The sequence below is a fragment of the Pseudomonas sp. MS19 genome, from assembly GCF_013277615.1.
GTDB classification, from domain to species: Bacteria; Pseudomonadota; Gammaproteobacteria; order Pseudomonadales; family Pseudomonadaceae; genus Aquipseudomonas; species Aquipseudomonas marincola.
Genome location: NZ_VBTO01000006.1, coordinates 64,013 through 82,600, shown reverse-complemented (window position 1 = coordinate 82,600; position 18,588 = coordinate 64,013). Strand labels below are relative to the sequence as shown.

The 18,588-nt window shown below is 58.7% G+C and carries 15 protein-coding genes and 1 riboswitch; of the genes, 6 read left to right on the top strand and 9 right to left on the bottom strand.

Annotated features, from left to right (window positions below; all coding sequences use genetic code 11):
- Positions 1-30 precede the first annotated feature (30 nt).
- Together FEZ62_RS05840 and FEZ62_RS05835 are read right to left on the bottom strand one after the other, a co-directional pair.
- Positions 31-1,398 (bottom strand): DUF1329 domain-containing protein, encoded by a 1,368-nt coding sequence (locus FEZ62_RS05840; RefSeq protein ID WP_172927118.1) that lies wholly within the window; start codon positions 1,396-1,398, stop codon positions 31-33.
- A 26-nt stretch (positions 1,399-1,424) separates the two neighbouring features.
- Positions 1,425-3,230 (bottom strand): DUF1302 domain-containing protein, encoded by a 1,806-nt coding sequence (locus tag FEZ62_RS05835; RefSeq protein ID WP_172927117.1) that lies wholly within the window; start codon positions 3,228-3,230, stop codon positions 1,425-1,427.
- 668 nt (positions 3,231-3,898) lie between these two features.
- On the opposite strand from FEZ62_RS05835, the gene FEZ62_RS05830 reads away from it, so the two are divergent.
- From FEZ62_RS05830 to FEZ62_RS05805, 6 genes are all read left to right on the top strand, one after another.
- Positions 3,899-4,669 carry a sulfite exporter TauE/SafE family protein gene (locus FEZ62_RS05830; RefSeq protein WP_172927116.1) on the top strand — a complete coding sequence of 257 codons (771 nt, stop codon included), beginning with the start codon at positions 3,899-3,901 and terminating at the stop codon, positions 4,667-4,669.
- Positions 4,670-4,764: 95 nt separating this feature from the next.
- Positions 4,765-5,007 (top strand): exodeoxyribonuclease VII small subunit, encoded by a 243-nt coding sequence (locus FEZ62_RS05825; RefSeq protein WP_069902009.1) that lies wholly within the window; start codon positions 4,765-4,767, stop codon positions 5,005-5,007.
- Positions 5,004-5,891 carry a (2E,6E)-farnesyl diphosphate synthase gene (ispA, locus tag FEZ62_RS05820; protein WP_090515018.1) on the top strand — a complete coding sequence of 296 codons (888 nt, stop codon included), beginning with the start codon at positions 5,004-5,006 and terminating at the stop codon, positions 5,889-5,891. The genes FEZ62_RS05825 and ispA overlap by 4 nt, the downstream gene beginning before the upstream one ends.
- A gap of 103 nt (positions 5,892-5,994) precedes the next feature.
- Positions 5,995-9,276, top strand: coding sequence for a carboxyl transferase domain-containing protein (locus FEZ62_RS05815; protein ID WP_172927115.1), 3,282 nt, complete (start codon positions 5,995-5,997; stop codon positions 9,274-9,276).
- A gap of 126 nt (positions 9,277-9,402) precedes the next feature.
- Positions 9,403-11,304, top strand: coding sequence for a 1-deoxy-D-xylulose-5-phosphate synthase (dxs, locus tag FEZ62_RS05810; protein WP_172927114.1), 1,902 nt, complete (start codon positions 9,403-9,405; stop codon positions 11,302-11,304).
- Positions 11,305-11,350: 46 nt separating this feature from the next.
- Positions 11,351-11,583, top strand: a riboswitch (cobalamin riboswitch).
- 90 nt (positions 11,584-11,673) lie between these two features.
- On the top strand, positions 11,674-13,554 hold the full coding sequence (locus tag FEZ62_RS05805) for a TonB-dependent receptor (RefSeq protein WP_172927113.1): 1,881 nt from the start codon (positions 11,674-11,676) through the stop codon (positions 13,552-13,554).
- Between the two features lie 49 nt (positions 13,555-13,603).
- On the opposite strand, the gene FEZ62_RS05800 is transcribed toward FEZ62_RS05805, so the two are convergent.
- The 7 genes from FEZ62_RS05800 to thiL all read right to left on the bottom strand — a co-directional run bounded on the left by FEZ62_RS05800 (position 13,604) and on the right by thiL (position 18,458).
- Complete coding sequence (locus tag FEZ62_RS05800; RefSeq protein WP_172927112.1) at positions 13,604-14,404, bottom strand: cobalamin-binding protein; 801 nt, start codon at positions 14,402-14,404, stop codon at positions 13,604-13,606.
- The gene (locus FEZ62_RS05795) at positions 14,404-14,820 is read right to left on the bottom strand and encodes an MFS transporter (RefSeq protein ID WP_172927111.1); all 417 of its coding nucleotides are present in this window, start codon (positions 14,818-14,820) and stop codon (positions 14,404-14,406) included. The genes FEZ62_RS05800 and FEZ62_RS05795 overlap by 1 nt, the downstream gene beginning before the upstream one ends.
- A complete protein-coding gene (gene ribA / locus FEZ62_RS05790; RefSeq protein WP_090515028.1) occupies positions 14,817-15,437 on the bottom strand; it encodes a GTP cyclohydrolase II in 621 nt (206 codons plus the stop codon). The genes FEZ62_RS05795 and ribA overlap by 4 nt, the downstream gene beginning before the upstream one ends.
- A gap of 148 nt (positions 15,438-15,585) precedes the next feature.
- The gene (locus FEZ62_RS05785; RefSeq protein WP_172927110.1) at positions 15,586-16,233 is read right to left on the bottom strand and encodes a TIGR02281 family clan AA aspartic protease; all 648 of its coding nucleotides are present in this window, start codon (positions 16,231-16,233) and stop codon (positions 15,586-15,588) included.
- A gap of 18 nt (positions 16,234-16,251) precedes the next feature.
- Entirely contained in the window at positions 16,252-16,983 is a 732-nt protein-coding gene (locus FEZ62_RS05780; RefSeq protein ID WP_345940431.1) for a transporter substrate-binding domain-containing protein, read from the bottom strand.
- A 1-nt stretch (position 16,984) separates the two neighbouring features.
- The gene (locus FEZ62_RS05775) at positions 16,985-17,497 is read right to left on the bottom strand and encodes a phosphatidylglycerophosphatase A (protein ID WP_335722664.1); all 513 of its coding nucleotides are present in this window, start codon (positions 17,495-17,497) and stop codon (positions 16,985-16,987) included.
- Complete coding sequence (gene thiL / locus FEZ62_RS05770) at positions 17,490-18,458, bottom strand: thiamine-phosphate kinase (protein ID WP_172927109.1); 969 nt, start codon at positions 18,456-18,458, stop codon at positions 17,490-17,492. The genes FEZ62_RS05775 and thiL overlap by 8 nt, the downstream gene beginning before the upstream one ends.
- Positions 18,459-18,588 lie beyond the last annotated feature (130 nt).

Genomic DNA, 18,588 nt, shown 5'->3' with positions numbered 1-18,588 from the left:
TTTCGTTGTGCTACTGGTAACTCACTACGATCAACGTACCCCGGCGTTACGCAATGCGGCTGGGGTGAAGTCAGCAGCGCTGGCTTTAACACCAAACTGCACGAACTCTTTCTCTTCGTTGCTCATGCCAGTGACAATGTAGCGGCCAGCGATGAGATCGTACAAGCCCTCAAATGCAAAAGCCGGAACCTCGCGCTGATAATACTGCATCATCATCGCCTGACCGACGCGCCACAGCTGGCCGCGACCGTCGTACAAGTCAGAGAGTACGATGGTCCAGGAGTCCTCATCCATGAAGAAGGTGCGCTTGGCGTAAATATTCCGCTCACCGGACTTCAACGTCGCCTGCACTTCCCATACACGGTGCAACTCATAGCGCGCCAGATCCTGGTTGGAGTGGCCAGCCAAGAGCAGATCCTTGTACTTCAGCGACGGGCTGGCAATGCGGTAGTTGTTGTACGGGATGTACATTTCGCGCTTGCCCACCAGTTTCCAGTCGTAACGATCTGGCGCACCGTTGTACATGTCGAAGTTATCCGAAGTGCGCAAGCCGTCAGCCGCAGTACCCGGGCCGTCATACGCTACCTGTGGCGCACGGCGAACGCGGCGCTGACCGGCGTTATAGATCCACGCAGAACGCGGGTCCTTAACCTGATCAAGCGAGTCATGCACCAGCAACACGTTACCGGCCAGACGCGACGGTGCAGTGATGCGCTGCTTGAAGAACAGCAAGGCGTTGGATGCGCGTTCTGGCGCTAGGTCCGGCATGAAGTCCGGGAAAGCCACTTCATCCTCGAAATTTACCGCTGTGAACGAGCCGTTAGTTTGTGGCGCAGCCTGGATGTACAGACGCTTGAGGTTGCCCCCGCGATAACGGGTGGTGTGGTTCCAGACAGCTTCAACCCCGCTTTGCGGAATCGGGAACGGATAATAACGGCTTTCGGTAAAGTTCTTCAGGCCGTTGCCACCCTCGACCAGCGTAGTTTTGGCAGCACTGATCTTGGCTTTTTCCTGAATGTCCTTGGGCACCGTGGCAGTACGATGGGTCTCGAAAACCGGCATCTTGAACGTATCAGGATAACGCTTGAGCATCGCAATCATGCCCGGAGAAAGCTTGTCCTTATACTGGTCCATGTTTTGCGCAGTGATAATGAACTTGGGCTTTTCGTTCGGGAACGGATCACCCAAAAAGCCGTTACTGGTCACCGGCGCCGCATCCACCGGCAGGCCGCCAGTCCAGGCAGGAATGGTGCCATCGGAGTTACCGGCCATTTCGCCACCCAACGGGGTCAGGCTGGTGCCCAGCTTTGCGACTTCCGACGCAGGTACTGCGGCCATGACGCTGCTGGCTAGCAACGAGAAGGTGAGCGCAGTAATCAGTTTACTTGTTGTTTTCATATGACTGATTCTCCGTACTGACATTATTAGAAGTTCACGCCAAAGCTGAGCGCGACGAAGTCACGGTCAGTTGCAACGTTGTAAGAGCCGCCGAAGAATTCGGTTACGTTCAGGCTCGCCGTGTAGGTGTTCTGGTACTCAGCATCCAATCCGAAACTGACAGCCTTGGACCCTTCGTTGAAGGTCGGGCCATAGCCCTGAACGTCATGCGAGAAGGCCATGTTCGGCTTCAGGTTGATCCCGGCGAATACGTCGTTGTAGTCAAGCACACCGCGGGCGCGATAGCCCCATGACGAACTGGTGAAGAAGCCGTGCGAACCATAACGCTCATCAGCCAGCGCATTTTCCGGCACGCCGAAGGTCGCATCACGGCCGAAGCGGTTGCCCACCTCATTGGTCATGCCGCCTACGCGGGTATAGCCAACTTCACCCACCAGAGTTAAGCGACTGGCGCCGAGAATCTGGTCGAAGAAGTGCACGAAGGTGGTTTGCGCCTGAGTCACTTCTTTACGCTGATAACCGTGGGTTTCCAGCCCGGCAGTTGCCAAAGCGCCAGCTACGCCACCGGTGGTAAGCCCGCCAACGACCGTAGTCGCAAGATTTGGCGTCAGGTCAGTGGTGTTGGTTTGCAGCGGCATGTTCGGCCGGTAGCTCACCTCACCCGACCATGAGGTCCCTGTCGGCAGGGTTGTGGCGAAGCTCAAACCGTAAAGACGAATGTCTTCCGGATACTCAAGGAAGTAGGTGCCCCGACCAATCAGCAGTGCCTGCGCACCCAGAGCGCCCGCAGGCCCCTGCAGCGATTGCAAGGCGGCGCCAATACCGGCGCGGTCAGTATTCTGCATGCTGACGATTGGCGTGCGGCTGTGGTAGTTCATGAAGTAGGCACCGTACTCGGTGTCATCCCCCAACCAGCGCAATGCCATGCCCCACTGGCCATCATCGCGTGCGTCACGGTCCCCACCGCGCGGCAGCAGTAAGCCTTCATTTTCAACCGTTACGCCAGGCAATAAACCTGCGCCGGAAGCACGCTGCAGCGCAGCAATGGAGGCCGGGTCAAGAATGTTGTAGTTGGTGTTACAGCCATCGGCTGCTACGTCGGTAGTCGCGAAGAAGGTTCCGCAGTTATCGAGAATCGTCTGATCCCACTCCAACTGATAAAACGCTTCAGCCGAGAGATTTTCCGTGATGCTCTGTGACAGGTAGAACATGTTGACCGGGATCAGACCTTCCTTGATTTCGGCCCCCGGACGACGAAATGCGGAGACGTCGATCGGGTTGATCGAGTTGATGCTGTTACCGATGAAGGTACTTTCACCCCAGCTGACAACCTGCTTACCCAGACGCACACTGCCCGGCACATCGCCAATTGAGTAGTTGTGATAAACAAAGGCATCGAGGATCTCTGCGCCGGACGACTGCGCGCTGACTTTACGGTTGTGATCGTCGATGTCCTTGAACTCGCGCCCTTCATCCTTCAGTTCGAAGTCGTACCAGTACTTGCCGCGAACAAACACCCCGGTGTCGCCGTATCTCAGCTCCAGGTCGTGAATACCCTTGAAAATTTTCGAGAAGGTTTTGTTCTTTTTGAAGTTCAGACGACCGTCATCGTTTGTCTGAGTAAATGCAGTACCGCCATTGGCCATACCGATCAGCTCATTGTCCGGATCTTCTGTCGACCAACTGGCCCCTACCGACAGCGAGGAGTCAAACTGCCCCTCAAGCTCACCGATATTGAAGTTGAGTGCGTGGGCTGGAGCGGCAACACTCATTGCGATAGCGACTGCGAGGGCGTGCGGACTTAATACCCCGGGCCATGTTGTTTTTGTCATACGGCTCTCCTTGGATGTGGGTGTAGCTGGCAACGACATTAGCACGCAGAACTAGTCGTTTCGGCCCACAAAAGGAGGAATTTGCAGCTTTAGCTCGAAAGTATGAATACCCTTCTAGCACGACCTTCATAGCGCATTAACACGCAAATGAATGATCCATCATTAGCCATAAATACATGCCATGGCCACGCGCGAATCGAGGGATTAGTTTTTAAGGTGAACACCTGAATACAGGCACTGAAAATGGCGTGTTTAAGCGGTTCAGGCAATGCTGCTCATACAACTCGAATTGCCTGCTGGCGATGCTGTTAGAACAACTGTCCATGTGCCATTAATCCGTTTTCACTGCCACGCATAAAAACCGCTGAAGATGGACAGCTACTCACACTGATCGGGCAGCAATACTGTGAAATAGCAACCGCCCCGCTGCCCGCAATATCGCCCCAACAGCGCCTGCAAAAAACCTGATCCAGCACGGCAAAGTCAGGAATATCGCGGCCTCCAGCAGCTCTGAGACACTGAAAAAAACTGTTACTTTTTTTCCTGTTGTGGTTTTTAAACGAAACAACTGCATCACAATTAACGCCCCTGAGCTGCCTCAAATAGCCATTGGCGACGCCCTTTACAGGGCTTAAGCTGCGCACTTTTAACTGCCCAGAGCCGAAAAAATGGAGTTCACCGAGATCGCCTTGTTGATTGCAGCTGGTTTTGCTGCTGGCGGTATGAATGCGCTGGCGGGCGGCGGCACATTTTTCTCTTTCCCGGCCCTGCTCGCCACGGGTTTACCACCTGTGACGGCCAACGCAACGAATGCAGTGGCGCTGTGGCCGGCAAGCGTTGCCGCTGCGTGGGCAGCTCGAAGCACATTGCGGCCACTGGGTAAGTATCTGTTGCCATTACTGCTGGCAGGATTCGCCGGCGGCTTGCTCGGCGGCCTGTTGCTGTTACTCGGTGGTGATGAGATTTTCCGTGGGCTCATTCCGTGGCTGTTGCTCGTCGCTACGGCGCTGTTTGCCGCCAGCCCAAGCCTGAGTCGCGCACTCGCGGCCAGGCGAAAAGAAGCAGCACAACCGCCGCATTCGCCGCTGTCTCTGGCCGCGCATGGACTGGTGTCGGTTTACGGCGGTTACTTCGGTGCGGGCATGGGCATTTTGCAGCTGGCGGCATTCTCGATTGAGGGCCATCCGCTGGCGCGCAGCAATGCCCTGAAAAACCTGATCTCGGCGGTCATTTACAGCGTTGCCACTGCCACGTTCATTCTGGCGGGCCGCGTGAGCTGGACTGAACTGCTGATACTCCTCACCGGCGCCACGCTCGGTGGCTATGCTGGCGGCGCATTGGGCCAACGCCTGCCACCCAAATTTTTACGCCTGCTGGTGTTGGCGGTCGGCGCGGGCATGACGCTTTATTATTTCTGGGCGACTTACTTCATGCACTGAGGTCGCGGCTGGCGCGCCGATTTGCCCGAAAGCCTCGGCTCTGCTAGTGTCGCGAGCGATATTCGCCCGTTGATTTCCCGCCGAGAATGCCCTAAATGGCCCGCAAAAAAGCATCACTCGACTTCGAGCAGTCGCTAACCGACCTGCAAACGCTGGTAGAACGCCTAGAAAATGGCGAGCTGAGCCTCGAAGATTCGCTTACCGCATTCGAGCAGGGCATTCGCCTGACTCGCGATTGCCAGGCCGCGCTGGCTTCAGCCGAGCAGAAAGTAAAAATCCTGCTTGAGCGCGACGGCGAGTTGGAGGAAGCCCCTTTCGACGCGGACCAACAAGCATGATTGCGGCCTATCAGGCCACGTGCCAACAGCGTGTCGACCAAGCACTTGAGCAATTATTCCAGGCCCCGCAGGCCGATCTGCAGCGTTTGTATCAGGCCATGCGCTACAGCGTAACCAATGGCGGCAAACGCGTGCGCCCGCTGCTGGTTTACGCCGCGTGTGAAGCGCTCGGTGGCGACCCGGCTAAAGCCAATGGCGCAGCGTGTGCGGTCGAATTGATTCACGCCTATTCACTGGTGCATGACGACTTGCCGGCAATGGACGATGACGACCTGCGTCGCGGCCAGCCCACCACCCACATCGCCTTTGACGAAGCCTGCGCAATTCTCGCCGGCGATGGCCTGCAAAGCCTGGCCTTCGATGTTATCAGCGACCCGGAACTTAACCCGCACAGCGCTGAGTTGCGCCTGCAGATGCTCAACCGTCTGGCCAAAGCGGCCGGGCCGGCGGGCATGGTTGGCGGGCAGGCGATTGATCTCGGCTCGGTCGGGCGCAAGCTCGATCAGGCAGCGCTTGAGAATATGCACCGGCACAAGACCGGCGCCCTGATCGAGGCCAGCGTGGCCCTTGGCGCACTCGCCAGCGGCGTTGCCAGCAGCCAGAATTTAAGCGCATTGCAGCAATACGCCCAAGCCATCGGCCTGGCGTTTCAGGTGCAGGACGACATTCTCGATGTCGAGAGCGATACCGCCACCCTGGGTAAAACCCAGGGCAAGGATCAGGCTCACGACAAGCCAACATATCCGGCGCTGCTGGGCATGCAAGCGGCTAAAGCCTACGCGTTAGAGTTGCGCGATCAGGCGCTGGCAGCGCTGCAGGATTTTGGCGCAACGGCGCAACCGCTGCGTGAGCTGGCCGAATTCATCGTCGCCCGCCGCAGCTGATCATCACTCAAACTGATAGCAATAAGTACGTCGAGGTAAACCTTGGTTTACCTCAAAGGGTGAGCGCCTAAGATATCTGCAGAATAAAAACTGCGGAGCTTCCATGCCTTTCACCTCACTGCTGATTGCCAACCGTGGCGAAATCGCCATTCGTATCGCCAGAGCTGCCGCCGAGCTGGGCATCCGCACAGTCGCGGTGTATGCCGAGGATGACGCCGACTCATTGCATGTCCGCCGCGCCGATCACGCCGTGGCACTTAAAGGCCGTGGCGTAAGCGCGTATCTCGACATCCCCCAGCTTTTGCAAATCGCCCGCGCAGAAGGCTGCGATGCGGTTCATCCCGGCTACGGTTTTTTAGCCGAGAACGCGCAGTTTGCCCGCGCCTGCAGCGAGGCAGGCGTGCTGATGATCGGCCCCGGCGCTGAGATTCTCGAGTGTTTTGGCGACAAGGCTCAGGCCCGCCAACTCGCCGAACGTTGCGCGGTGCCATTGGTACGAGGCAGCGCCGCAGGGATTAGCCTTGAGCAAGCGCGTGAGTTCATGCACAGCCTCGGGGCTGGCGCGGCAATCATGCTCAAAGCCGTCGCCGGCGGCGGTGGTCGTGGCATGCGCGTGGTGCTCGACGCCGCACAGTTGCCCGCCAGTTTCGAGCAATGTCAGGGCGAGGCGCGCAATGCATTCGGCAACGGCGAGCTGTATGCCGAACAGTTGATTGGCAATGCCCGGCATATCGAAGTGCAGATCATCGGTGACCAGCAGGGCAACGTCAGCCACTTGTGGGAGCGCGACTGCAGCCTGCAACGCCGCCAGCAAAAACTCATCGAAATTGCGCCCAGCCCAAACCTGCCAGAGCGCGCGCGTACCGCCATTATCGAGGCTGCTCTCACCCTCGCCCGCGCAGTGGATTATCAGGGTGTTGGCACCTTCGAATTCTTGCTGGATGCGGATAATCCTCAGCGCTTCTACTTCATGGAAGCCAACCCGCGCATTCAGGTCGAACACACCGTCACTGAGCAAATAACCGGCATCGACTTGCTGCAAACCCAACTGCAATTGGCAGCCGGCGCCAGCCTTGCGCAACTGGGCCTGAGCACGCCACCGCCAATCAACGGTTGCGCCGTGCAACTGCGGATCAACCTTGAGCGCCAACAGGCCGATGGCAGCACCCAACCGGCCAGCGGCACTATCACAGCTTACGAACCCGCAAGCGGTCCGGGTTTGCGGGTGGACGGTTATGGCTACAGCGGTTATCGGGTCAATGCCAGTTATGACTCGTTACTGGCAAAACTGATTGTTCATGCGGGCGACTACGCCACTACCTTGAATCGCGCCTATCGCGCGCTTTGCGAATTCCGCCTGGAAGGTGTGAGCCACAACATCGCGCTGCTGCAAAGCCTGATCCGCTTACCGGAAGTCGCAGCCAATCAGCTCGACACCCGATTCGTCGAGCGGCACATGGCGCGTCTGCTCGAGGCCTGCCATGCACACCGCAACATGAGTTTCAACCTGGCCGACTCCAGCGAGAGCCACGTGAAAGCAACAGCCGAGATACCCGCTGGCTGCGTCTCCATTAACGCCAGCAGCGCGGGCGTGCTGGTCAGCTTCGATGTGCACGAAGGCGATGCCATCGCTCAAGGCCAGGAGATTGGCGTGCTTGAGGCGATGAAAATGCAGTTCGTGATCAAGGCCGAACACAGCGGAGTCGTGGTCAAGCAGCTAGCCGATCAGGGCGACTTTATCGACAGTGGCCAGCCGTTGCTGTTTATCGAGCCGGCCGAGATTGCCGGCGCAGCAAACCACAACGAAGAAAGCGTCGACCTCGAGCATATTCGCGCCGACCTCGCCGAAGTACTCGAACGTCACGCAATCACCAGCGACGCTAGACGCCCCAACGCGGTCGCCAAACGGCGCAAGACCGGACAACGCACCGCCCGCGAGAACCTCGATGATCTGCTCGACGCCAACAGTTTCATTGAGTACGGTGCGCTGGCAATTGCCGCTCAGCGCCGTCGTCGCTCGCTTGATGAATTGATCGAACAAAGCCCGGCCGATGGCCTGATAGCCGGCTTGGGCACGGTCAATGCGCAGCTGTTCGACGAGCAGGCGGCGCGCTGCATGGCCATTGCTTACGACTACACGGTATTTGCCGGTACGCAGGGGGTGATGAATCACAAGAAGACCGACCGCATGCTGCAACTGGCCGAGCAATGGCGCGTGCCGCTGGTGTTATTTGCCGAAGGCGGCGGTGGGCGGCCGGGCGACACCGATTTTGTGGGCGTTGCCGGCCTCGACTGTCACACCTTTGTCGGTATGGCCAAACTCTCCGGTTTGGTGCCGCTGGTGGGCGTGGTGGCCGGGCGCTGCTTTGCCGGTAACGCTGCCCTGCTCGGCTGCTGCGATGTGATTATCGCCACCCGCGATGCCAGTATCGGCATGGCCGGCCCGGCGATGATCGAAGGTGGCGGTCTGGGCAGTTTTACCCCCGAACAAGTCGGCCCCAGCTCAGTGCAAGCGCCTAACGGGGTGATTGATGTACTGGTCGCCGATGAGGCCGCGGCAGTGGCCGCCGCCAAACAATACCTGAGTTACTTCCAGGGCCCGGTGGCAGACTGGCAATGTGCGGATCAACGCCAGCTGCGCAGCTTGATTCCGGAAAATCGCCTGCGCGTCTATGACATTCACCGGGTTATCAGCACCCTGGCTGATACCGGCTCGGTACTCGAACTGCGCAGCCAGTTTGCGCCGGGCATAATCACCGCTTTTGTGCGCATTGAAGGCAAGCCCTTCGGTTTGCTGGCCAATAACCCGGCGCATCTGGGCGGTGCGATTGACGCGGCGGCAGGCGATAAAGCCGCACGCTTCATGCAGCTCTGCGACGCCTTCGACATCCCGCTGGTTTCGCTCTGCGACACCCCTGGCTTCATGGTTGGCCCGCAGGCCGAGAAGCAAGCCACGGTGCGCCATGTTTCGCGCATGTTTGTCGCCGCCGCAAGCCTCAGCGTGCCGTTCTTCACGGTGGTTCTGCGCAAGGGCTACGGCCTCGGCGCGCAAGCAATGGCAGCCGGCAGCTTCCATTCACCGCTGTTCACCATCGCCTGGCCCAGCGGCGAATTCGGCGCCATGGGTCTGGAAGGCGCGGTAAGGCTAGGATTCAGCAAGGAGCTTGCAGCACTGCAAGATCCGGCAGAGCGCCAGCAACTGTTCGATAAACTGGTGGCCAAGGCCTACGAGAATGGCAAAGGCATCAACATGGCCAGTTTTCTTGAAATTGATGCCGTGATCGACCCGCAAGAAACCCGGCATTGGTTGATCCGCGGCCTCAACTCAACAGCACCAGCGCCGATACGGGCAGGCAAAAAACGCGGATTTATCGACACGTGGTAGCCGCTGTGCGCGGCATTTGGTCGCTGATTTACAGCTTTAACCGACGCGGGCAACGTTACTGCTTAAAGCTTTGCCCGTGTTTCGGGTAAACTGGTGCATCTTTATGCATTTGAACTGATTCGCCTGATGCCGACGACTTTTCATGAGATTCCCCGCGAGCGTCCGCTGACGCCGTTACTAGACCGTGCGAGCACGCCAGATCAACTGCGCCGCTTAGGTGAAGCTGAGCTGGAAACGCTGGCGGACGAACTGCGCCAGTACCTGCTGTACACCGTCGGCCAGACTGGCGGGCACTTTGGTGCCGGCCTCGGCGTGATCGAACTGACTGTCGCTCTGCATTACGTTTTCGACACCCCCGATGACCGGCTGGTCTGGGACGTGGGCCATCAGGCTTATCCGCACAAGATTCTCACCGGGCGTCGTGAGCAGATGTCGACCTTGCGCCAGAAAGACGGAGTTGCCGCCTTTCCACGTCGCAGTGAGAGCCCTTACGACACCTTCGGCGTCGGCCATTCCAGCACCTCGATCAGCGCGGCAATGGGCATGGCACTCGGTGCCAAACTGCAAGGCAGCAAGCGCAAGAGTGTTGCGGTCATCGGCGACGGCGCATTGACCGCGGGCATGGCGTTCGAAGCACTCAACCACGCGTCCGATCTGAAGACCGACATGCTGGTTATCCTCAACGATAACGACATGTCAATCTCGCGCAATGTCGGCGGCCTGTCCAACTATCTGGCCAAGCTGCTTTCCAGCCGCACTTACGCGAGCATGCGTGAAGGCAGCAAGAAAGTGCTGTCACGTCTGCCCGGCGCTTGGGAAATTGCCCGCAAAACCGAAGAGCACGCCAAAGGCATGCTGGTTCCCGGTACGTTGTTTGAAGAGTTGGGCTGGAACTATATCGGCCCGATTGATGGCCACGATTTGCCGACACTGCTGGCAACCCTGCGCAACATGCGCGATCTGGAAGGCCCGCAGTTTCTCCACGTCATCACTAAAAAAGGCAAAGGTTTCTCGCCTGCCGAAGCCGACCCGATTGGCTACCACGCGATTACCAAGCTCGACCCGATCAACGCGCCCGTGGTGCCAAAGAAGCCATCCGGCCCCAAATACTCCAGTGTATTTGGCCAGTGGTTGTGTGACATGGCCGAGGCCGATCCGTTGCTGGTGGGAATTACCCCGGCAATGAAAGAAGGCTCCGACCTGATCGCGTTTAGCGAGCGCTTCCCCGAGCGTTACATGGACGTGGCGATTGCCGAACAGCACGCGGTAACGCTGGCTGCCGGCCTTGCCTGCGAAGGTGCCAAGCCGGTTGTGGCGATTTACTCGACCTTCCTGCAGCGCGCCTACGACCAACTGATTCACGATGTCGCGGTGCAGCACCTCGACGTGCTGTTCGCCATCGACCGCGCCGGACTGGTTGGTGAAGACGGCCCGACTCACGCTGGCAGCTTTGATATCTCGTTCCTGCGTTGCATTCCCGGCATGTTGATCATGACCCCGAGCGATGAGAACGAGATGCGCCGCATGCTCACCACCGGCTACCGTTTCAACGGTCCGGCAACGGTGCGCTACCCACGTGGCACCGGCCCGAATGCAACGATTGAAGCCGGCCTTGAGCCGCTCGAAATCGGCAAGGGCATCGTCCGCCGCAAAGGCCAGAAAGTGGCGATGCTGGTGTTCGGCGTGCAACTGGCCGACGCCCTGCAAGCGGCTGAAAAACTCGATGCAACAGTCGTCGACATGCGCTTCGTGAAGCCACTGGACGAAGCCTTGGTGCGCGAAATGGCCAGCCAGCATGAGCTACTGGTAAGCATCGAAGAAAATACCATTATGGGCGGCGCCGGCAGCGCGGTCAGCGAGTTCCTGGCCGACGCCAATCTGCGCACACCCATACTGCATCTGGGCTTGCCCGACTATTACGTCGAGCACGCCAAGCCTGCACAAATGCTCGCCGAGTGCGGGCTGGACAGCGCAGGAATCGAGGCGTCGATCACTCAGCGTCTGAACCTGCTCAATCCGCAAGACTGAAGATTACTGCTTGAATTTCACCACTGCTGAATAAACCAGGCAGTGGTTTTTATTGATTGGCCGAGGTCGCTGCAAGCCGCAAGGCTCAGCGTGAAAAGGGAATCAGGTGCGTCTTTGACAATGCCTGTGCTGCCCCCGCAACGGTAACCGACAGTGCGATGCGAACGCTTCATAGCGCCGCGTTGCACAGCGTTTTTCGAGAGACCACTGGGCATTGCCCGGGAAGGTGAAAAACTCATGTCGGCAGCCCGGAGACCTGCCTCGGGACAATTTCTGACTGGTGTTGCGGAGGGCATCACCGTCAAGTGCGTGCTTGCGTGTGCACTTGCCCCTGCCCTCCTCAAAAGCATTCTACTTTTGAGGATTTACATGAAACTTTCCCGTCTTACTCTGGCTATCGCACTGGCGCCTTGCCTGGCCAACGCCGCCGACTCAACTGATGTCTATCAAGCCTCGCCGCTGGTTGTCACTTCGGGCCGCCAGGCTGAACCTGTGGCCAAAGCCACGGCGGCAACCAGCGTATTCGAGCGCAAAGACATCGAGCGCCTGCAAGTGCGCAGCGTCGCCGAGTTGCTGGAGCGCGTGCCCGGGGTCAACTTCAGCCACACGGGCGGAGCCGGCAGCCAGACCGGACTGTTCCTGCGCGGCACCTCGACCGCGCAAACCCTGATTCTGGTGGATGGCCAGCGCATCGCATCAGCCTCCAGCGGCACCAGCAGCCTGGAGTTTTTAAGCCCGGACCAGATCGAGCGTATTGAAGTGGTACGTGGCGCCCGCTCGGCGCTGTATGGCAGCGATGCAATCGGCGGCGTCATTCAGATCTTCACCCGCAAAGGCGACGGGCAGGGCCTTAAGCCAACCATGCGCTTTGGCATCGGCAGCGACAGTACTTACGAGCGCAGCCTCGGGCTATCCGGTGGCGATGGCCAGACTCAATTCAACCTTGGCGCGGCACTGGACGAAACCCAGGGCATTGATGCAACCCGCGATGCTTACGGGGCCAACGGTGATGAAGACGCTTACCGCAATCGCTCACTGAGCCTGAACGTGTCGCACAAGTTCAACGATCAGATCAAAGCCGGTTTCAGCGTGCTTGATCAGCGCGGCCAGTCCGAGTTCGATGATGTCTTCGGCACCTCGTTGCCGACCGTGGATTTTCAGGTCAGCAGCATTTCGGGCTACCTCGATGCCACGGTTAATGACGTCTGGAGTAACCGCCTCGAAGTCGGCCACAGCGAAGACAAGCGCGACACCAGCAACGACCTGACCAACTTCGGTGACAGCCAGTTCTTCACCTACCGAGACTCGGCAAACTGGGTCAACACCCTGCAACTGACCAGCAATCAGCAAGTTCTAGTAGGCCTGGACTGGTACGAAGACCGCCTGCATACCGACGACAGTGTCGATTTTGTTGAAGACTCACGCTGGAACCGCGCCGCCTTTATCCAGCATCGCTACACCGCCGAAAAGTTCTCAACCGAGCTTGGCCTGCGCCACGACGACAACCAACAGTTCGGCAGCGAGAACACCTGGAACGCCGCGCTGACAGTGCCGATGAATGAGCGCAACGAGGTAATTCTGAGCTACAGCGAAGGCTTCCGCGCGCCCACCTTCAACGACCTGTATTACCCGGACTTCTGCTCCGGCGGTTTCTGTTTCGCCAGCGCCAACCCGGATCTCAAGCCGGAAACCTCGAAGAGCTACGAAGTGCAATGGCGCAGCCGTTTCGGCACCAGCAGCGAACTGCAAATGTCGCTGTACCGTACCGACCTGAAAGACGCGATTGTGCTGGATCAGAACTTTATTCCGCAGAACACCCAACGCGCGCGCATCAACGGATTCGAGACGTCACTCAAGCAAGAGTGGTTTGGCTGGCAGAGCAATCTGGCATTGTCATTGATTGACCCGCGTGACCGTGAAACCGGGCACACCTTGCCGCGACGCGCTAAACGCACCCTGAGCCTGGACCTTGATCGCCAGTTTGGTGATTTCAGCGTCGGAACAAACCTGCGCGCCGTGAGCGGGCGTTTCGATGATGCAGCCAACACCATCGAGTTGGGCGGCTACGGGCTGGTGGATTTGCGCGGCAGCTGGCAAGCCAGTCGGGAGGTGAGTTTCGATCTCAAGCTCAACAACCTGTTCGACAAGGACTACAGCGACGCCACTTACAGCACGCCCAACGGTCGTTACGGCTACAACACCGAAGGGCGCACGGCCTTGTTTGCTGTGACCTGGACGCCGGAAATCTAAGGGTTGTAAACCTGCGTAGGGCGCATTACGCCCTCACGCAGGTTGTGTTTCAGCGGGCTTGCGCCAGCACCTTGCAGAGTTTTCCGGTCGCGCCGAGCATCTGAAAACTCGGACGTTCCAGGCCTTTATCCGGCACCTGCCAAAGTTGTTGCTGCGCCACCGCAGTCAGGCTCGGCCAGTCTTTCCATCCCTCCAGTTCTGCGCCGCTGCCAGCCAGAATCACCTCAGGATTGCGCGCAATAACCGACTCGATGCTGACCTGCGGCGCCGGTTGCGGCAGATCTGCAAACACATTCACCGCGCCGCAAACACGTAAGGCATCGCTGATAATCTGCTGGCCGCCGAGCGTATACAGCGGTTTGTCCCAGACCTGATAAAACACCCGCAACGGTTGCTCGCGCCGATATTGCTGCTGTAAAGCCTGCATGCCATCGTTAAACCGCTGGCGCAGTTGCTGCCCGTGCTCGGGGCGACCGATACGCGTGCCTATCTCGGCAAACTGGTCGGCCAGCGTGGCCAGCTTATGCGGCTCAGCCACCAGCAGCTCGATGCCGAAGTTTTCCAGTTGTTTGCGCTGCCCGGCACTGATGCTGTCGGGCCATAGCAGAATCAAATCAGGCTTGAGCTGGAGCAGGGTTTCCAGCTCAAGCTGGCCGTAACGGCCAACCGATGGCAGCCCTGCCAGCGCCGCCGGGCGCTCACCGCCATCGAGCACACCGACCAGCTGTTTGGCTGCGCCGAGCTCGATAACAATTTCACTGAGCGAAGGCGCCAGGCTCACGATGCGCTCGGCGGCAAAGGCCGGCGCGCTCAACAACAGCGTCAGCAATAGCCAGACGCAGCGCTGCATTAGCCGAGCTGACGCGGAATGCGATAGAGGTACAGCAGCACCACGCTGGCGAGCGCCAGAAGAATCTGCGGGATGGCTTCAAGCCCGGCGAATACCGCAACCGCAGCAATCCAGGCCGGCAACCCGGCAGCGAGAAACGCCAAGCGCCGGGACTTGGCCAGAGCCAGCCAGGCTTGCGGTTCGGCGTCGGTATCGAGGGCTTTCTGGGTGGCAATCAGTTGATGCTTGAAGCGCCGAAACAACGGCAAGCTGACAAACATCGACAGCAGCCCGGCAATGAACAATGGCATTGCCAGAGCGCTTGCCTCACGTGAGCCGGCCAGCAGCCAGTCGATGATAATCAGCGGTGCCAGCGTCAAGCCGAGCTGCCACCACCAGATGAAACCGAGACCGCGCTTGATTTGCTCGCGGGTCACAGTTTTTCCTCAATCTCAGCCTGATGCAGGCTGCCGAGCATGTGCCCAAGCTTGCCGGCTTTGGTCGCCAGGTATTTTTTGTTGTGCGGGTTATGGGTGATTTGCAGCGGTACGCGCTGCGCCACTACCACGCCCATGTCGGTCATGGCTTTGACCTTGCGCGGGTTGTTGGTCATCAGCTTGAGCGACTCGATGCCCAGATGCTTGAGCATTGGCCGGCAGATTTCGTAGTCACGCTGATCGGCGCCAAAACCCAAACGCTCATTGGCTTCGACGGTGTCGGCACCGCCATCTTGCAGCTCATAAGCACGAATTTTATTGAGCAGGCCAATACCACGGCCTTCCTGACGCAAGTACAGCAAAACGCCACGGCCTTCTTTGGCAATGGCGCTTAGCGCAGCTTCTAACTGAAAACCACAATCGCAGCGCAGGCTGAACAGTGCGTCCCCAGTCAGGCATTCGGAATGCAGGCGACCCAGCACTGGCTCACCATCGGCAACATCACCAAAGGTCAGCGCGACGTGTTCCTTGCCGGTGGCTTTTTCAAGGAAGCCATGCATGGTGAACTCGCCAAACGGCGTGGGTAACTTGGAGGCGGCGACGAAGACGACGGGCACCGGATACTCCTGATCATATAAAGGAGGAAGAAAAGGGTTAACTCAGTCTGCCATTGTAACAGCAGGCCATGCTGGCGGGTCAGTCTGAATTTTTGATCATAACCATCAAGCCAGCCGTATCTGACCGGCGTATTGGGGTGCACAGGCCTTAATGTTTGGCCTCAAGCACCAGCACATCCTGCTCGACCCGCCACCCCACGCGACTGAGAAAGCTCATGCCCAGCAGCGCTTCGGCAGGCGAAGAACCTTCCAGCACCACCGCCTCGACACCCAGCACTTCGATGGTGCCGACTTTAACGCTGTTGAGCGTCACCTTCCAACCGCGCACGTTGCCACTTGCGGTGCTGATCTGCAGTGGCCGCCCTTCAACGCGATAGTCGATTCCCAGACGCCGGGCCTGCGCATCATTGAGGGCGATCGAAGTGGCGCCGGTATCAACCAGAAAAGGCATCGACTGGCCGTTAACCGAACCGGAGATCCAGTAATGCCCACCGAGGCCTTTGGCCACGCTTAACTGCTGCTTCTCAGGCGCGACAAAACCATTGCTGTATTCGCGGCTGAGGCCGTAGTCACGCTCGACGCCGTCCACGCGCAACACTGCGCCTTTGCTGTCGGCCTTGAGAACCACAACGCCGCCGGGACCAGTCTGGCCGACCTTGACCATTTTGCGCTGGCCATTGACGTTGATGACTGCCGCACCAGGAAACAATCCGACCACTTGCACCTGCGTGGCCGAATTGGCCCAGCAAGAGCTGATCAGAAGGAATGCTGCGCCAATCAGTTTCACACGCTGCATACCCGCCTCGCTGTGGGATTAATCAAATGGATAAGGCCAGTCCCAGCGTTTGAATATGGATTGCAAGGTGCCATTTTTTCGCAATTCATCAATACGCTGGTCGTAAAACTCAGCCAACGCCCTGCCCCGCGGGCTGTCGGTGAAGCCCGGATAGTTGGGCAGTTTTTGCAGACAAGTCATCGTGTACTTTTCTGGATGATCGGTGTCTGACAACACTTGCTCAATTTCAGGCTGAGCATCAAGAAATGCATCGGCGTGGTTATAGTCGAGCATCCCCAGAATACCGCCACGCTTCAGAATTTCCCGGTAGTGCTGCACATTTGGCAGATATCGGTCGTATTTGTAGTCCCGCATCCAGACCAGGCGGAAATTGCCCAAAATCTCCAGGGTTGGCGCGACTCTGCCCGCCAGCGTCAAGGCGCAAATCTGGTCTTGGTCGTAGTGGTTTTTCGGGTAGATCACACCTTGTACGACCTCATTGCGGTAAGCGCCCATCCAGGCGTCGGCTTCACCGCGCTGAACCAGCCCGACCGAGCGGGTATAAGGCACAATGCTGAATTTGACTTCGCCTGCGAGCGGCTTGAACACTTCACGCATGATGTCCCAGGCCAGCCCGCTGCCATCGGCATTGGTGTAGTCGAGCCACTCCTCGCTCACCAGCCGCACATCACCCTTGATCGGCTCTTGGGCCTGCGCCACGCAAGCGACCGATAATGCCAGCACGCACACCAGCAACCTGACAAACATCATTCTAGAACCCCAGTGCCGCAGCCAATCCGTTTGTCCAACCCCACACCACCAACTGCATTGCCAGCCAGGCAAATACACCAGCCAGAACGTCGTCGAGCATGATGCCGACGCCGCCATGCACATGGCGGTCGATCCAGCGAATCGGCCAGGGTTTGAGAATGTCGAAGAAGCGGAACATCAAAAAGCCCACCAGCAGCCAGCCCCAGCCTTCCGGCACCAGCCAGAGGGTGATCCACATGCCGACCATTTCATCCCAGACGATGCCTTCGTGGTCATGCACCCGCAGGTCGGTTGCCACTTTGCCGCACAGCCAGAAGCCGAACAGCATGGTCACACCCAGCATCAGCCAGTAGCCCCAGTCGGGCAGCATTTGCCACAGCGGAATGAAAGGCAGCGCGACCAGCGAACCCCAAGTTCCAGGCGCTTTAGGCAGCGTGCCCGAGCCAAAACCGAAGGCAAGAAAATGCCATGGATTACGCCATACCGAAGGCGGCACTGCTAGCGGTTCAGTCACCAGTACTCCCAAAATGTTGATAACCCTGAGCGGGCAGCGCCACTTGTGCGCCATGTTTATCGAGTAATTGTACGCCTTGGCCACTGGCAACACGGCCGATCACATGCACCGAATGGCCAGCCTCACGCAACGCCGGAAGATGCTGCTCGGCCATAGTGAACGCCAGAACATAGTCATCGCCACCGCTCAGGGCGCAGCGCAACGCGCCAACCTCACCCGACAGTTGCAACAAGGCAGTGGACAACGGCAGCCGTTGTTGCTCGATAAGCAGCGACACACCGGACGCTTTGGCGATGTGTCCGCAATCGGCCAGCAAGCCATCGGAGATATCCAGTGCGGCACTCGCCTTGCCGCGCAGCGCCTGGCCTAACGCCAGTTGTGGCTGCGGCGACCAATAATGCTCCAGCAATGGCTGGCTTACCGCAGGTTCGGCCTGTTGTTGCTCAAGCACCAGCGCCAGAGCGCCAGCGGCATTGCCGAGATTGCCACCCACGCAGAGTAAATCCCCCGCCTGCGCGCCACTGCGCAGCAATGCCTGACCACTCGGGACACGCCCAAACACGGTAAGCGTCAGGCTTAACGGGCCGCGCGTGGTGTCACCGCCAATCAAGCTGAGCGCACACTGCGCAGCCATTTTGTCGAGGCCACGGGCAAAGGCTTGCAGCCATTCGGGTTGGGCGTCAGGGAGGGTCAGTGCAAGGGTGAAACCAATAGGCGTCGCGCCCATTGCAGCAAGATCGCTGGCCGAGACAGCCAATGCGCGCTGGCCCAGAAGATAAGGATCGGCAGCGTGCGGAAAGTGCACACCGACCACCAGCGTATCGGTGGACACCGCCAATTGCTCGCCCGCGAGGAGCTGCAATAAAGCGCAATCATCGCCGATACCCAGTGCCACACCTTCACCGCCACGCGCACAAGCGGCGGCAGCAAAGTAGTGATGAATCAGTTCAAACTCACCCACGACGTCCCTCACACAAGCAGCAAACTGCGCGGCGAACGAGGGCGGGCAACACTGTAATCAGGCTTGAGGGCTGTGTAATCATCTGCATTTCACGCCTGACTTCAGTGAACCGGGCCAGCACCGAAATGCC

What these genes read in the sequence shown, in the direction of transcription:
- FEZ62_RS05840 (WP_172927118.1), bottom strand. Translation starts at nt 1,398, where the DNA reads ATGAAAACAACAAGTAAACTGATTACTGCGCTCACCTTCTCGTTGCTA.
- FEZ62_RS05835 (WP_172927117.1), bottom strand. Translation starts at nt 3,230, where the DNA reads ATGACAAAAACAACATGGCCCGGGGTATTAAGTCCGCACGCCCTCGCA.
- FEZ62_RS05830 (WP_172927116.1), top strand. Translation starts at nt 3,899, where the DNA reads ATGGAGTTCACCGAGATCGCCTTGTTGATTGCAGCTGGTTTTGCTGCT.
- FEZ62_RS05825 (WP_069902009.1), top strand. Translation starts at nt 4,765, where the DNA reads ATGGCCCGCAAAAAAGCATCACTCGACTTCGAGCAGTCGCTAACCGAC.
- ispA (WP_090515018.1), top strand. Translation starts at nt 5,004, where the DNA reads ATGATTGCGGCCTATCAGGCCACGTGCCAACAGCGTGTCGACCAAGCA.
- FEZ62_RS05815 (WP_172927115.1), top strand. Translation starts at nt 5,995, where the DNA reads ATGCCTTTCACCTCACTGCTGATTGCCAACCGTGGCGAAATCGCCATT.
- dxs (WP_172927114.1), top strand. Translation starts at nt 9,403, where the DNA reads ATGCCGACGACTTTTCATGAGATTCCCCGCGAGCGTCCGCTGACGCCG.
- FEZ62_RS05805 (WP_172927113.1), top strand. Translation starts at nt 11,674, where the DNA reads ATGAAACTTTCCCGTCTTACTCTGGCTATCGCACTGGCGCCTTGCCTG.
- FEZ62_RS05800 (WP_172927112.1), bottom strand. Translation starts at nt 14,404, where the DNA reads ATGCAGCGCTGCGTCTGGCTATTGCTGACGCTGTTGTTGAGCGCGCCG.
- FEZ62_RS05785 (WP_172927110.1), bottom strand. Translation starts at nt 16,233, where the DNA reads ATGCAGCGTGTGAAACTGATTGGCGCAGCATTCCTTCTGATCAGCTCT.
- FEZ62_RS05780 (WP_345940431.1), bottom strand. Translation starts at nt 16,983, where the DNA reads ATGATGTTTGTCAGGTTGCTGGTGTGCGTGCTGGCATTATCGGTCGCT.